This window comes from Bradyrhizobium sp. 26S5 (assembly GCF_036923295.1).
GTDB lineage: Bacteria > Pseudomonadota > Alphaproteobacteria > Rhizobiales > Xanthobacteraceae > Bradyrhizobium > Bradyrhizobium septentrionale.
In genome coordinates this window covers 3,920,093-3,933,094 of record NZ_CP145948.1, presented here as the reverse complement: position 1 = coordinate 3,933,094, position 13,002 = coordinate 3,920,093, and the positions used below count along the sequence as shown (strand labels likewise).

At 66.2% G+C, this 13,002-nt stretch carries 15 protein-coding genes; 6 read left to right on the top strand and 9 right to left on the bottom strand.

The window, feature by feature from the left end; genetic code table 11:
- Positions 1 to 31 precede the first annotated feature (31 nt).
- Genes V5279_RS18005 through V5279_RS17995 form a run of 3 tightly spaced genes read right to left on the bottom strand, consistent with a single transcriptional unit; the run spans position 32 to position 2,083 of the window.
- Positions 32 to 439 carry a MaoC family dehydratase gene (locus tag V5279_RS18005; protein WP_338699565.1) on the bottom strand — a complete coding sequence of 136 codons (408 nt, stop codon included), beginning with the start codon at positions 437 to 439 and terminating at the stop codon, positions 32 to 34.
- Positions 436 to 891: a MaoC family dehydratase N-terminal domain-containing protein gene (locus tag V5279_RS18000; RefSeq protein WP_166296805.1), complete on the bottom strand. Its 456-nt coding sequence runs from the start codon at positions 889 to 891 to the stop codon at positions 436 to 438. The genes V5279_RS18005 and V5279_RS18000 overlap by 4 nt, the downstream gene beginning before the upstream one ends.
- Before the next feature lie 7 nt (positions 892 to 898).
- Entirely contained in the window at positions 899 to 2,083 is a 1,185-nt protein-coding gene (locus V5279_RS17995; protein WP_338699561.1) for a lipid-transfer protein, read from the bottom strand.
- A gap of 96 nt (positions 2,084 to 2,179) precedes the next feature.
- On the opposite strand from V5279_RS17995, the gene V5279_RS17990 reads away from it, so the two are divergent.
- The 3 genes from V5279_RS17990 (at position 2,180) to V5279_RS17980 (ending at position 5,276) form a co-directional block, all read left to right on the top strand.
- Complete coding sequence (locus tag V5279_RS17990; RefSeq protein WP_166296807.1) at positions 2,180 to 2,980, top strand: TetR/AcrR family transcriptional regulator; 801 nt, start codon at positions 2,180 to 2,182, stop codon at positions 2,978 to 2,980.
- A complete protein-coding gene (locus tag V5279_RS17985) occupies positions 2,910 to 4,466 on the top strand; it encodes an acyl-CoA synthetase (protein WP_166296808.1) in 1,557 nt (518 codons plus the stop codon). The genes V5279_RS17990 and V5279_RS17985 overlap by 71 nt, the downstream gene beginning before the upstream one ends.
- Positions 4,467 to 4,679: 213 nt before the next feature.
- On the top strand, positions 4,680 to 5,276 hold the full coding sequence (locus V5279_RS17980; protein WP_166296809.1) for a DUF2889 domain-containing protein: 597 nt from the start codon (positions 4,680 to 4,682) through the stop codon (positions 5,274 to 5,276).
- A gap of 118 nt (positions 5,277 to 5,394) precedes the next feature.
- Here V5279_RS17980 and V5279_RS17975 read toward each other — a convergent pair whose 3' ends face one another.
- Both V5279_RS17975 and V5279_RS17970 read right to left on the bottom strand, forming a co-directional pair.
- Positions 5,395 to 5,862: a carboxymuconolactone decarboxylase family protein gene (locus V5279_RS17975; RefSeq protein WP_166296810.1), complete on the bottom strand. Its 468-nt coding sequence runs from the start codon at positions 5,860 to 5,862 to the stop codon at positions 5,395 to 5,397.
- Positions 5,859 to 6,266: a cupin domain-containing protein gene (locus V5279_RS17970; protein WP_338699555.1), complete on the bottom strand. Its 408-nt coding sequence runs from the start codon at positions 6,264 to 6,266 to the stop codon at positions 5,859 to 5,861. Before V5279_RS17970 ends, V5279_RS17975 begins: the two co-directional genes overlap by 4 nt.
- Before the next feature lie 88 nt (positions 6,267 to 6,354).
- Here V5279_RS17970 and V5279_RS17965 point away from each other — a divergent pair, with 88 nt between their 5' ends.
- On the top strand, positions 6,355 to 7,809 hold the full coding sequence (locus V5279_RS17965) for a PLP-dependent aminotransferase family protein (protein ID WP_338699553.1): 1,455 nt from the start codon (positions 6,355 to 6,357) through the stop codon (positions 7,807 to 7,809).
- On the opposite strand, the gene V5279_RS17960 is transcribed toward V5279_RS17965, so the two are convergent.
- Positions 7,787 to 8,614, bottom strand: a complete 828-nt coding sequence (locus V5279_RS17960) for an SDR family NAD(P)-dependent oxidoreductase (RefSeq protein ID WP_166296812.1) — start codon at positions 8,612 to 8,614, stop codon at positions 7,787 to 7,789. The genes V5279_RS17965 and V5279_RS17960 overlap by 23 nt on opposite strands.
- A 505-nt stretch (positions 8,615 to 9,119) precedes the next feature.
- On the opposite strand from V5279_RS17960, the gene V5279_RS17955 reads away from it, so the two are divergent.
- Complete coding sequence (locus V5279_RS17955) at positions 9,120 to 9,401, top strand: hypothetical protein (RefSeq protein WP_166296814.1); 282 nt, start codon at positions 9,120 to 9,122, stop codon at positions 9,399 to 9,401.
- A 189-nt stretch (positions 9,402 to 9,590) separates the two neighbouring features.
- Positions 9,591 to 10,211 (top strand): TerC family protein, encoded by a 621-nt coding sequence (locus tag V5279_RS17950; protein ID WP_166296816.1) that lies wholly within the window; start codon positions 9,591 to 9,593, stop codon positions 10,209 to 10,211.
- A gap of 63 nt (positions 10,212 to 10,274) precedes the next feature.
- Here V5279_RS17950 and V5279_RS17945 read toward each other — a convergent pair whose 3' ends face one another.
- The 3 genes from V5279_RS17945 to V5279_RS17935 all read right to left on the bottom strand — a co-directional run bounded on the left by V5279_RS17945 (position 10,275) and on the right by V5279_RS17935 (position 12,918).
- Positions 10,275 to 10,994 (bottom strand): RraA family protein, encoded by a 720-nt coding sequence (locus tag V5279_RS17945; protein WP_338699548.1) that lies wholly within the window; start codon positions 10,992 to 10,994, stop codon positions 10,275 to 10,277.
- A gap of 268 nt (positions 10,995 to 11,262) precedes the next feature.
- Positions 11,263 to 12,141, bottom strand: a complete 879-nt coding sequence (gene pssA, locus V5279_RS17940) for a CDP-diacylglycerol--serine O-phosphatidyltransferase (RefSeq protein WP_338701256.1) — start codon at positions 12,139 to 12,141, stop codon at positions 11,263 to 11,265.
- A 78-nt stretch (positions 12,142 to 12,219) separates the two neighbouring features.
- Positions 12,220 to 12,918: a phosphatidylserine decarboxylase gene (locus V5279_RS17935; protein ID WP_338699545.1), complete on the bottom strand. Its 699-nt coding sequence runs from the start codon at positions 12,916 to 12,918 to the stop codon at positions 12,220 to 12,222.
- Positions 12,919 to 13,002 lie beyond the last annotated feature (84 nt).

Genomic DNA, 13,002 nt, shown 5'->3' with positions numbered 1-13,002 from the left:
CATACAATCGCGCGCGGCGAGACCTCATCCCCTACAGCGCAATAACCGCTTCCCCCGCGAGCTTGATCTCGCCGTTCTGATCTTTCGTCGTCAGCGCAAGCTTCGCCCGCTTCTCGCCGCCCTGCTCGATCAGCTCCGTCACCGTACCCTCGCAGGTCAGCTGGGCGCCGAGCTGGGTGATGGCGGCAAAGCGGGTCGAGAACGAGTGGATGCGCGACAGCGCGACCGCGTCGGTCAGCGCCTGGCCAAGATAGCCCATGACGAGCATTCCGTGCGCGAACACGTCGGGAAAGCCGGCCGCTTTCGCGAAGTCGATATCGACATGGATCGGATTGTGATCGCCGGAGGCGCCGCAATACAGCGCGAGGCGATGGCGGGTGATCGGCGGGAATTCCTTGTGGACGATGCGGTCGCCGACCGACGGATGTGCAGCGCTCATGACGGCCTCGCATTGCGCACCACGATGGTGCGCGAGACATCGGCGACATGATCGCCGCTCTGGTTGGTGACCGGGGTGTCGACCACGATCAGCGTCATCGCCCCGCCCTTCTTGTCGGTCACGCTGGTGACGCGCGGGTGGAACGTCAGGGTGTCGCCGACCACAACGGGGGCGTGATAGTCGAAGCGCTGCTCGCCATGCAGCACGCGGGCGAGATCGATGCCGAGCGCGGTCAGGAACTCGAACGGCACCGTTGCGTCCATCATCTCCAGGCAGAACAGATAGGTCGGCGGCACCGGTGCCGCCGCAAAACCCGCCGCCTGCGCGGCCGCCTCGTCGCGATAGACCGGATTGCTCTCGCCGAGCGTGTCGAGGAAGAAGCGCAGGCGACCCAGCTCGACGCGTGCGGTCACCGGCGTGAACGCACGCCCGACAGCGGATTGATCGACCATGACGACCTCAGGCGCGTTGGTAGAGCGTCACGACGCAGGCGCCGCCGAGGCCGAGATTGTGCTGCAGGCCGAGCCGCGCACCCTCCACTTGCGTCGCCGCCGCGGTGCCGCGCAGCTGCCGCGTCAGCTCGTAGCACTGCGCAAGGCCGGTGGCACCGAGCGGATGGCCCTTCGACAACAGGCCGCCTGAGGGATTGGTGACGAACTTGCCGCCATAAGTATTGTCGCCGTCGTCGATGAACTTCGCGGCCTCACCTTGAGCGCACAGGCCGAGCCCTTCATAGGTGATCAGCTCGTTATGGGCGAAGCAGTCGTGCAGCTCGACAACGTCGAGATCCGCAGGCCCGATGCCGGCGGCCTCATAGACCTTTTTGGCGGCATCGCGCGTCATGTCGTAGCCGACCACCTGCATCATGTCGTCGGCACCGAAGGTCGACGGCGTATCGGTCGTCATCGCCTGCGCCGCGATGCGGACCTGCTTGTTGAGCCCGTGCTGGTCGGCGAACTTCTCCGGGACCAGGATTGCGGCGGCGCCGCCACAGGTCGGCGGGCACGCCATCAACCGGGTCATCACGCCGGGCCAGATCACCTGGTCGTTCATGACGTCGTCGGCAGTGACCTCCTTGCGGAACAATGCCAGCGGATTGTTCTTGGCGTGGCGGCTCGCCTTGGCGCGCACTTTTGCAAACGCGGAGAGCGGCGTGCCGTATTTCTTCATGTGGCTAAGGCCGGCGCCGCCGAAATAGCGCAGCGCCAGCGGCACGCCGGGCGCATCGACCAGCTTGTCGGCCGCGGCATCGAAATCGTCGAACGCACTGGGGCGGTCGGTGAACACGGCCCCTAACGCGCCGGGCTTCATCTGCTCGAAGCCGAGCGCCATCACGCAATCGGCCGCGCCCGACTCGATCGCCTGCCGCGCCAGGAACAGCGCGGTCGAGCCGGTCGAGCAGTTGTTGTTGACGTTGACGATCGGGATGCCGGTCATGCCGACCGGATACAGCGCGCGCTGGCCGCAGGTGGAGTCGCCATAGACATAGCCGACATAGGCCTGCTGCACGCGGTCGTAGTCGAGGCCGGCGTCGGCAAGCGCGAGCCTGGCGGCCTCGGCGCCCATCACGTGATACGGCGCGTTGGCGCCGGGCTTGACGAACGGGATCATGCCAACCCCGGCAACATAGGTGCGTGACGTCATCGCGTGTCCTCCAGAAAATTACCCGCTGGACTATTTATTACCCATGGGTAATATACGGCACCTCACACAGAGTCAATGCGGCACCGGCTTCACCCCATGGACGACGGACACATCCCCTCCTCCGGCCAGTCCCCCTGGCTGCCCTTCGAGAGCCGACGCCGCGCCCGCGACGAGAAGCGCGAGGCGGTGCTGCGCGCCGCGGTGCAACTGTTCCTCGAACAGGGCTATCACCGCGCCACGCTGAACGATGTCGCCAAGCGGCTCAACATCACCAAGCCGGCGCTCTACAATTACTTCCGCGGCAAGGACGAGATCCTGTTCGAGTGCTGGTCGATCGGCAACGAGCTGGTCGACGAATGCATCGCCGAAACCTCAGCCGGCGCCGGCAGCGGCCTTGCCAAGCTGCGCAAGCTGGTGGTCCGCTATGCCGAGCTGATGACCGAGGACTACGGCAAGAGCCTGGTCCGCTTCGACATCCGCGACCTCAGCGAGGACAACCGCAAGATCGTGCAGACCGCGAAGCGCCGGATCGACCGCGCCTTCCGCGACTACATCGTACAGGGTGTCGAGGACGGTTCGGTAAAACCGTGTGACCCGAAGCTCGCGGCGTTTGCGATCGCGGGTTCGCTGAACTGGATCGGCCACTGGTTCCAGCCCGGCGGTGAGTTGACTGGACGCGCCGTCGCCGAGGAATTCGCGATCCGCCTCACCGAGGGGATCGCCACGACATCAACGCGCAAAACAACGGCGCACAAAGCAGCCGTTCCGGCTGCAGAGAAGGCGGACAAACCGCCTCGCAATGGAAACGCACCAAGGGAGGACGGAAGTGAACATCACACACGGGCTGCGGCGCGCGCTGCAGGTCAATCCAAACGGGCTCGCAGTCGTCTGCGGTGAGCGGCGACGCAACTGGCGCGAGGTCGGCACCCGCGTCGCCCGCCTCGCCGCGGCGATCCGCGGCCTTGGCGCTGACAACGGCGACCGCGTCGCGATCCTGTCGCTGAACTCCGATCGTTATCTCGAGCTGTACCTTGCGGTCGGCTGGGCCGGCGCCGTGATCGTGCCGCTCAACATCCGCTGGAGCCCCCTCGAAAACGAGGACGCGCTGCGCGACTGCCGTGCCAAAATCCTGTTCGTCGACAAGGCGTTTGCACCGGTCGGCGCGACGCTCGCAACCACCATCCCTGGCCTCAGGCTGGTCTATGCCGACGAAGGCGAGACGCCCGCGGGCATGGAGAACTACGAGACGCTGATCGCGCGCAGCGAGCCGATGGCGGACGCGATGCGCTCGCGCGACGATCTCGCCGGCATCTTCTACACCGGCGGCACCACCGGCCGCTCCAAGGGCGTGATGCTGAGCCACGGCAATCTGATGGCCAATGCGCTCAACGCGCTCGGCGAAGGCCTGTGGCCGAGCAGCACGATCTATCTGCACGCCGCGCCGATGTTCCACCTCGCCAATGGCGCTGCGATGTATTCGGTGCTGCTGTCCGGCGGATCCAACGTCGTGATCCAGGGCTTTACGCCCGATGGCGTCGCCACTGCGATCCAGAAGGAGCGCATCACCGACGTGCTGCTGGTGCCGACCATGATCCAGATGTTCGTCGATCATCCGACGCTCGGCACTTATGACCTGTCGTCGCTGAAGGGCATCTCCTACGGCGCTTCTGTCATCAGCGACGCCGTGCTGATGCGCGCCATGAAGGCGCTGCCGCATGTCGAATTCACCCAGGCCTATGGCATGACCGAACTGTCGCCGATCGCGACGCTGTTGCACTGGAAGGAGCATGTCGGCGACGGTCGCGCCAAGGGCCGGCACCGCGGCGCCGGCCGCGCCACGCTCGGCGCTGAAGTGAAGATCGTCGATGCGGAAGACAAGGTCGTGCCACTGGGCACCGTCGGCGAGATCGCGGTGCGCGGCGATATGGTGATGATGGGCTATTGGGAGCGGCCCGAGGAAACCGCGCGCGCGGTGATCGACGGCTGGATGCACACCGGCGACGGCGGCTACATGGACGAGGACGGTTTTGTCTACGTCGTCGACCGCGTCAAGGACATGATCATCTCCGGCGGCGAGAACGTCTATTCGGCCGAGGTCGAGAACGCCCTCGCCCAGCACCCCGCGGTGGCGCAATGCGCCGTGATCGGCATCCCGAGCGAGCGCTGGGGCGAGCAGGTGCATGCCGTCGTGGTGCTGAAGAGCGGCGCCAGCGCCACGCCGGACGAGCTGATGGAGCACTGCAAGACGCTGATCGCCGGCTACAAATGCCCGCGCAGCGTCGACATCACCTCGACGCCCTTACCGCTCTCCGGCGCCGGCAAGATTTTGAAGCGCGAGCTGCGCAAGCCGTATTGGGAAAACAGGGAGCGGCGGGTGAGTTGAGGCGGGCTTCTGGCAATCAAGGCTTTCGATCACGTCATTCCGGGGCATCGCGCAGCGATGAACCCGGAATCTCGAGATTCCGGGTTCGATGCTCCGCATCGCCCCGGAATGACGGTGTCCCCTTGGACGTCGCATAGCGCCGCGCGGCAGCAGGCGTTGACATCGGAGCATCCCGCCGATTGGATCGGTTCAGCTTCAATCCAGCGAGTTCCGATGTCCGCACCCGATACCAATGCCGACGGCAAGCCCCGCCGCCTGATGCACCGCCGCTCCGTCGAATGTCTGGGCTATCTCCGCGACGACGGGCTGTGGGAGGTCGAGGCGCGGCTGGTCGACACCAAGCCGTATGCGCGGCACGACAAATATCGCGGCGAGCAGCAGCCCGACGATCCCGTGCACGACATCCGGCTGCGGCTCGCGGTCGACGACAGCTTTACCATCCGCGAGACCGGCACCACGATGGCCTCGACGCCCTACCCGTCCTGCCTCGATGTCGAGGGCATCTTGCAGCGCCTGGTCGGCGAGCGCATCGGCAAGGGCTGGCGCGAGATTATCAGGCGCAAGATCGGCAAGCTCGAGACCTGCACCCATCTCGCCGAGCTGCTGGGTCCTGCGGTGACCACGTTGTTCCAGACCGCGACCGCGGGCAAGGACCCGCAGGGCCGCGGCGCACTCGATCACCAGCGCGACGTAAAAGAGCCGCCGTTCTTCGTCGGCGGCTGCTATTCGTGGCGGCTGGATGGGCCTGTCGTCGCCGAGACCTTTCCGCAATTCGCGACGAAGCCGGTCGAGGCAAAGCAGGATTCGTAGGGTGGGTTAGCCGAAGGCGTAACCCACCACCTTACGCGCAACAAAGATGGTGGCTTACGCCTTGCACCATCGCTTGCCGAACGACCGCGCTCGTGGGCGGCTAACCCACCCTACAAAATCACGCCGCAGCCGAATGCTCGACCACCGCTTGCGGCGGATTGCGGAAGCCGATCGCGATCCGGTTGTAGGTGTTCATCAGACCGATCGCGATGGTCAGGTCGACCAGCTGCTTCTCGTTGAACACCGCGCGAGCCGCCTGATAATCCGCGTCCGGGATCGCGGTCTCGGCGACGCGCGTGACGGTTTCGGCCCAGGCCAGCGCGGCACGCTCCTCGGCGTCGAACAGCGTCTCCGCCTCGCGCCAGACCTGCAGCAGCGCCAGCTTCTCGATCTTGACGCCCATTTTCTGCAGGCTGCGCGTGTGCATGTCGAGGCAGTAGGCGCAGCCGTTAATCTGCGAGATGCGCAGATAGACCAGTTCGACCAGCGCCGCGGAGAGCCCAGACTGCGTGATGTAACCGTAGACGCCGCCGAGCGCCTTGATGCCGGCGGGCGCGGCCTTGTTGTAATCGATCCGCATGCTCACTGCTTGTGTCCCTCCTTGTCGAAGACGGTCAGCGCCTTGTCGTTGCTGTCGACAACGAACACCGCAAGCAGCTTCGCCGGTTCGGTCGCGCTGGCATTTCGGCCGAGCACGTGATGCGCGCCCGGCGGCTCGAAGAAGCTGTCGCCGGCCCGATAGATGTGCGCCGCCTCGCCCTCCAGCTGGCTCTCGATCGCGCCCTGCAGGACGTAGACATAGAGGAAAGCCGATTTGGCGTGATGGTGCGGCGCCGACGGCTCGCCCGGCGGGAAGTTGACCTCGACCGCGATCAGCGATTTGCCGGGAATGTTGGTGATGGCGTGCTCGAATTTCGGCGTCACTGATTGCGCCATCGCAGGGGTCGCAAGTGCGGCGCAGGCCAGCAGCGTCGTCCATAAGGTTTTCATCTGATGCCTCCGTTACTATCGGATAGATGCGGGCGCACACGGCCAAAATGAAGCACCAAGAATGAACCGAATTGGTGTACCACGGGCCATGCCAAATCCGCTTCCCATCGCGCTCGACCGCTCGGCCCGGACGCCGCTGTCCGAGCAGATTCGCAAGGCGATTGCAGCGGCGATCGACAATGGCGTGCTGGTGCCTGGCGCCCGGCTGCCGTCATGGCTCGACCTCGCCGCCCAGCTCGGCGTCGCGCGCGGCACGGTGCGGGCGGCCTACGACAGACTGGCGGACGCGCAGCACATCGTGTCGTCGAAGGCGAACGGCACCACCGTCGCGATGCGGCCGAGGAAAGCGGCAAAGCCCGACGCGCCGGTCGTTCCCGGCTCGGTCGTGGAGATGTTTCAGGATTTGAGCGGTCAGGGCATCTTCCGCATGGGTGTCCCCGCGCAGGAGACCCTCCCCGCCAAGCTCTTGGCGCGAATCCGCGCACGTGCCGTGCGGGCGGAATTGAGCGCGGTGACGCGCACCATCGATCCGCGCGGCGAGATCGAACTCCGGCGCGAGATCGCAGCCCACCTTGCGATCGCGCGCGGGCTTGAATGCTCGCCAGCGCAGATCGTCATCACGTCGGGCTTCAGCGGCGGGCTCGGCCTCGCGCTGCGCGTGCTCGGCCTCGAAGGCCGCCGCGCATGGCTGGAAGACCCGGGATTTCCACTGACCCGGAAGGGCCTCGAGCTCGCCCGGCTCGAGCCGGTGCCGATCCCGGTCGATGCCAATGGCGTCGATGTCGAGCACGGCCTGCGGCACGCGCCCGACGCGGCGCTCGCGGTCGTGACGCCGGGACAGCAGGCGCCGCTCGGTCCGCCGCTGTCACCGAAGCGTCGCACGCAGCTGCTCGACTGGGCCGCGCAAACCGGCGCCTGGATCATTGAGGATGACTATCTCGGCGAGTTGCAGCTCGATGGCCGCGCGGCGCCCGCGCTGGCCTCGCTCGATGCTGCGGGCCGCGTGATCCATCTCGGCTCTTTCAGCAAGACGATCTCGCCGACGCTTCGGCTCGGCTTCCTGGTTGCCCCTGAAGCGCTGGCGGCGCAGTTCGCCGATGTGGCGACGTGTCTAGCCCCTGCCCCCGGAACTGCGGTACAGCTTTCGACCGCGGAGTTCATGCGCGATGGCCATTACATCCGCCATCTCCGGCGAACCAAGCGGGCCTATTGCGACAGCCGTGATGCGCTGACGACTGCGCTGCGGACGTGGAGCAACGATGTCCGGGTCGCCGGCCTCGCGGTGATGCTGACGCTGCCGGACAAGGCCGACGATGTCTCAATCGCGCGCGAGGCGCTCGCGCATGGGCTGGCGCCCGCCCCGCTCTCGCCCTGGTATCTCTCACCGAAGCGCGCGCAACCCGGCCTGCTGCTCGGCATTGCAACGGTGCCCGATCGCGGCGTTCAGGCCGCCTGCAAGCGTCTGTTCGAGGCGATCCGCGCGCAAGACCGCACCCATGGCGCGCCGGCGTCGCGCCGTGTCAGGAAGCCCGCAAGCCGGTAAGCGCGAGACTCAGCGCCCGCAGCCGCCTGCGCGCCTCGGCATCATAGGCCTGGGCATGGGCGCGCACCTCGCGCCTGCCGTCGAAGAACAACCCGCTTTGGCCTGCGACATCGTCGTCATGGACCAGACGCAGGATGGCATCGCCGCCCTTTTCGACGGTCGAGATCGGCGTGGCGCCGCTCGCGCGCACCATCGTGGTGTTCATGTAGGTCGCAGGGTGCAGCGAATTGACGGTCACGCCGGAGCCTTCCAGCTCCGCGGCAAGGTCGATGGTGAACATGATCTGCGACAGCTTGCTCTGCGCATAGGCGCGCGCGCCGCTGTAGTTCTTCGTGATCATCACGTCGTCGAAATCGATCGGGTGCTGGCCGAGCGAGGCGACATTGACGATGCGCGCAGGCGCACTCGCCTTGAGCCGCGGCAGCAATAGATGTGCGAGCATGAAGCCGGCGAGATAGTTCACCGCAAAGCGCAGCTCGTGGCCGTCCTTGCTGGTCTGCCGCGCCGGCCCCTCATTCTGCGAGCCGATGCCGGCGTTGCTGATGAACACGTCGAGCCGCTCCTGATCGTCGAGCACCAACTGGGCGAACTCGCGGACCTCGGCCAGTGAGGACAGGTCGGCCTGATAGAACATCGGCTCGCGGCCGGAGACCCGCTTGATCTCGTCGGCCAAGGTCTGCGCCCGCTTGGTATCGCGGCCGTGGATCAGCACCCGGGCGCCGGCGGAAGCCAGCTTCATCGCGACGTAGCGGCCGACGCCATCGGTGGAACCGGTGATCAGCACCGTCTTGCCTGCCATATTCATCGAAATTGCCTTTCGATCGTACGCCCAGCGCTGCCACCGAAGATAAAGGCCCCTTGCGGACATTGCCATGGCATGCCACGGCGCCGGCGGCGCCAAAACGGCGTCCATCATGGCTGGCCCAAGGCCTCCCGCTCCTTGGTCACCCAGAGCGGCCACATGGCCCACTCGGCAGTCGTGCATCTGCTCGGCCTCCTGGTTCCCGACGCGCCGCAGGCGGCGCTCCTCGTCGTGATGGTTCGGGATTTTATCACCAAACACAGCCTCATCCGCGCAGAAAGACGGTCCCAAGGGCGTTGCTGACCAGTGCAAATACGATGCCTGCATGGTCAGCTTGTCGCGCGACCTGCCGACGCGCGGCGCCGCGCCGCGCGTCAAGGTGAATGCATTCTGATATCGTTGAGATGAACGACAAGGCCAGGATCGGCAAAGGTCGGCAGGGATCGAAATGTCCTCGACCATTCCAGACCGGATTTTGCGAAGGGCTCCCTCGCTGGAGCCGTACGGCATGCTCCTGCTGTTCGGCGTGCTCACCGCGCTGCCGATCATCCTGACGGTCCGCCTGGTTGAGCCCGCACTCGTGCTGCCCGCGCTCAGCCTGTTGTTGTTCGCCGAGGCAGCCATTGCCGCGATGGCCGCGTGCGTGATCCACGTGCGCAGCAGCGCGGCGAACCTCACGCTGTGGGATTTTGCCGGCGCGTTCACCTTCATGGGGTGCGCGGCGGCGATCCTCGGCGAGCCGGATCAGGCGGCGCTGTTCTTCGAGGAACAGGCCGCGCTGCGTCGGTAACGCGACCGTAATCCCAGGCCGGGCCCCTCTGGCAGCCACAAGCTGCGATGTCGGACTGGAACTCAGTTGGAGTGGCCCTGCTTCGACCCACGACGTGACCAGCGTCGTGGCGGATTTTCCGTCCGCATGACGGCAACAGCCGGCGTCGTCGAACCGGTCCACTCCCCGACCTCAAGGGGAGCATGATCCATGTCCGACCTGTTTTCACTCGACGCCCTCAGCGCATTGCTGCAAGTCGTCGTCATCGACCTCGTGCTGGCCGGCGACAACGCCGTCGTGATCGGCCTTGCCGCGGCCGGCCTGCCGCAGAAGCAACGCGGCAAGGCGATCCTGATCGGCATCGGCGCCGCCACGCTGCTGCGCATCCTGTTCGCCCTTGTCACCACACAACTGATGCAGATCGTCGGCCTGCTATTGGCCGGCGGCATCCTGCTGCTCTGGGTGTGCTGGAAGATGTGGCGCGAGCTGCGCGCCACCGAACACGAGGCGACGGCCGTGCATGGCGCCGACGGGACCGAGACGCCACGTAAGACGCTGCTGCAGGCGACGACCCAGATCATCGTCGCCGACGTCTCGATGTCGCTCGACAACGTGTTGGCCGTGGCAGGTGCGGCGCGCGAGCAGCCGATCGTGCTGGTGTTCGGGCTGGCGCTCTCGATCGCGATGATGGGCGCGGCCGCCAGCTTCATCGCAAAACTGCTGCAGAACCATCGCTGGATCGCCTATGTCGGCCTGGCCGTGATCCTCTATGTCGCCATCGACATGACGGTGCGCGGCGCGTCCGAGATCGCCAAGGTCGCGCCGGCGTGACCATGAAAGCAGAACGGCGGGCCTCACGGCCCGCCGTTCCGCAAATCGACAGCGCATGCCGCCTCAGTGAATTTCCGCCGAGCGCTTCAGCGCTTCCTTCAGCTTCTCCAGCGTGAAATCCTTGGAGCGCGCGATGTCCAGGATCGGCGTCTCGCGGCGGCCGCAGAGCTCGGCGGCTTCCGGCAGCTTGGCCGCGACCTCGTAGGGGATCACGATCGCGCCGTGGCTGTCGGCGTGGATCAGATCGTCGGAGCGAACCGTCATGCCGGCGACGCGGACCTCGCCGCCGAAGCTCTCGGCATGCACCCAGGCGTGCGACGGGCCGATCGAGCCGGCCAGCGCCTGGAAGCCAGGGGCCCATTGCGGGATGTCGCGGATCGAGCCGTCGGTGATGACGCCGAGGCAGCCGAGCGCCTTGTGCACGGCGCTCTGCACCTCGCCCCAGAACGCGCCGTAGCCGACGTCGGGCCCGTCGATGTCCTGGATCACCGAGATGCGCGGACCGAAGCCGGTGCCGACATATTCGTAGTATTCGATGCGGCGCTTCGACTGCTCCTCGGCCGACAGGCCGGACTTCAGCACCGAGCGGATCGCGACCGTGCGCGCATAGCCGACGATCGGCGGCAGCGTCGGGAACGGGCAGACCAGCGGCTTCACCGTGTAGCCGATCAGACGGCGCTCCGGCGCGACGATCTCCATCGCGTTGCAGATCGTCGGCGTGTCGTAGCGCGCCAACGCTTCAAAGACGGAGGCAGGAAGCGGGGCGGAAGCGGATGTCGTCACGGCGTTTCTCTCCTGATTTTTGGCGTTCGCTGGCCGGTCTTAGGCCTATAGCCGAGATCGGCGGCGAACCCAACCGAGCCACGCTCATGGCTGATATTTGGGAGAGCGCGAACGAACTTCATCACCGTCACCCTGAGGAGGCCGCACAGCGGCCGTCTCGAAGGGTCGACGGCCCCAGTGTGGCCGTGCATCCTTCGAGACGCGCTACGCGCTCCTCCAGCGACAAAGGCGAAGCCTTTGCGCGGGGATGACGGGTCAGGCAGATGTGTCAGTGCAAATGCGTCGGACGATCGTCCCGGTCACTCTCCGCGGCCGGTGCCGCGTAGGGCGCGGCAGCCGATGCCGGCGCGGCTGCACTCGCCGCCTGCGTCTGCGCGGCGAGGCTGCGCTCCTGGTCGCGATAGGATTTCCAACCCCAGGGCAGGCTGATCAGATACAGCACCGAGCCGGCCGACAGGATGTGCCAGGGATAGCCGATCAGCAGCGCGACGAAGAACACCACGGCGACGAACACCGGCAGCACCATCTCCGGCGGCACGCGCATCTTCACGGTCTTGCCGGAGAACACCGGCAGCCGCGATACCATCAGGAACGCTATCAAGAGCGTGTAGAACGCGGTCAGCGTCGCCGGCGGCATCGGCACGCCGAGGAAGGCGAGATAGATCGGCAGCAGCACGGTGATCGCGCCGGCCGGCGCCGGTACGCCGGTGAAATAATTGACGGCGAAGGCCGGCTTGTTCGGATCGTCGATCGAGGCGTTGAAGCGCGCCAGCCGCAGGCCGCCGGAGATCGCAAACACCATCGCGGCGATCCAGCCGCCATTGTTCAGCTCGTGCAGCGTCCAGAAATACAGGATCAGGCCCGGCGCGACGCCGAAATTGACGAAGTCAGCCAGGCTGTCGAGCTCGGCGCCGAATTTCGACTGGCCCTTGATCAGGCGCGCGACGCGGCCGTCGATGCCGTCGAGGATCGCGGCGAACACGATGGCGGCGACCGCAAGCTCCATCCGCCCTTCCGTCGACAGCCGGATCGCGGTGAGGCCGGCGCAGATCGCCAGCAGCGTGATCATGTTCGGCACCAGCATCCGCACCGGAATCGGGCGGAACCGCCGGCGGCGAAACTCGGTGGAATTGGGATCGGATGGCATCATGCTTGGTAATATAGCAAGCATGGCCCGGCTCCGCCATCGCGGCCGGAACCGGCCGATTGGGCGGGCGAAACAGAGTTAATCGGCGCGGTAGGTGCGGCCCGGATCGGCGCCGCGGAAATCCGCCAAAATCGTCTCGCCGGCAACCGCGGTCTGCCCCTCGGAGACCAAAGCCTTGGTGCCCTCGGGCAGATAGATGTCGAGCCGCGAGCCGAAGCGGATCAGGCCGAAGCGCTCGCCGGCGCCGATCGACTGGCCTTCCTTGACGAAGCAGACGATGCGGCGCGCAACCAGACCCGCGATCTGGACCACGCCGATGCGCCCGTTGGCGGTCGAGATGACAAGCGAATTGCGCTCATTGTCCTCGCTCGCCTTGTCGAGCTCGGCATTGATGAACGCGCCCGGGCGATAGGCGATGCGGTCGATGCGGCCGACCACCGGGCTGCGGTTCACATGGCAGTTGAACACGCTCATGAAGACCGAGACGCGCGGCAAAGGCTTGTCGCCGAGGCCGAGTTCGGCCGGCGGCAGCGCCTGCACCACCATCGAGACGCGGCCATCGGCCGGCGACACCACGATGCCGTCGCGCAGCGGCGTCACGCGGACGGGATCGCGGAAGAACAGCGCGCACCAGACCGTGAGCAGCGTCCCGATCCAGCCGAGCGGGGTCCAGATCCAGAACAGGATCAGGCTCGCCAGCGCGAAGCCGCCGATGAAGGGATAGCCCTCGGGGTGGATCGGCGGGATCTGCGCGCGGATGGAATTCGCGATCGACATCAAAGCTCGCTTGCGTTTCCCCGCCCGGTTTGGCGGGAGAGGCCCTAAAGCGCGATGGGATCATCGCGCTTTAGTTGGTTGTTT

Excerpts from the sequence above, each read along its gene's own strand:
- pssA (WP_338701256.1), bottom strand. The coding sequence starts at position 12,141 with ATGCCATCCGATCCCAATTCCACCGAGTTTCGCCGCCGGCGGTTCCGC.
- V5279_RS17955 (WP_166296814.1), top strand. The coding sequence starts at position 9,120 with ATGCTCCTGCTGTTCGGCGTGCTCACCGCGCTGCCGATCATCCTGACG.
- V5279_RS17965 (WP_338699553.1), top strand. The coding sequence starts at position 6,355 with ATGCCAAATCCGCTTCCCATCGCGCTCGACCGCTCGGCCCGGACGCCG.
- V5279_RS17960 (WP_166296812.1), bottom strand. The coding sequence starts at position 8,614 with ATGAATATGGCAGGCAAGACGGTGCTGATCACCGGTTCCACCGATGGC.
- V5279_RS17980 (WP_166296809.1), top strand. The coding sequence starts at position 4,680 with ATGTCCGCACCCGATACCAATGCCGACGGCAAGCCCCGCCGCCTGATG.
- V5279_RS17935 (WP_338699545.1), bottom strand. The coding sequence starts at position 12,918 with ATGTCGATCGCGAATTCCATCCGCGCGCAGATCCCGCCGATCCACCCC.
- V5279_RS17990 (WP_166296807.1), top strand. The coding sequence starts at position 2,180 with ATGGACGACGGACACATCCCCTCCTCCGGCCAGTCCCCCTGGCTGCCC.
- V5279_RS17970 (WP_338699555.1), bottom strand. The coding sequence starts at position 6,266 with ATGAAAACCTTATGGACGACGCTGCTGGCCTGCGCCGCACTTGCGACC.
- V5279_RS17995 (WP_338699561.1), bottom strand. The coding sequence starts at position 2,083 with ATGACGTCACGCACCTATGTTGCCGGGGTTGGCATGATCCCGTTCGTC.
- V5279_RS18000 (WP_166296805.1), bottom strand. The coding sequence starts at position 891 with ATGGTCGATCAATCCGCTGTCGGGCGTGCGTTCACGCCGGTGACCGCA.
- V5279_RS17950 (WP_166296816.1), top strand. The coding sequence starts at position 9,591 with ATGTCCGACCTGTTTTCACTCGACGCCCTCAGCGCATTGCTGCAAGTC.
- V5279_RS18005 (WP_338699565.1), bottom strand. The coding sequence starts at position 439 with ATGAGCGCTGCACATCCGTCGGTCGGCGACCGCATCGTCCACAAGGAA.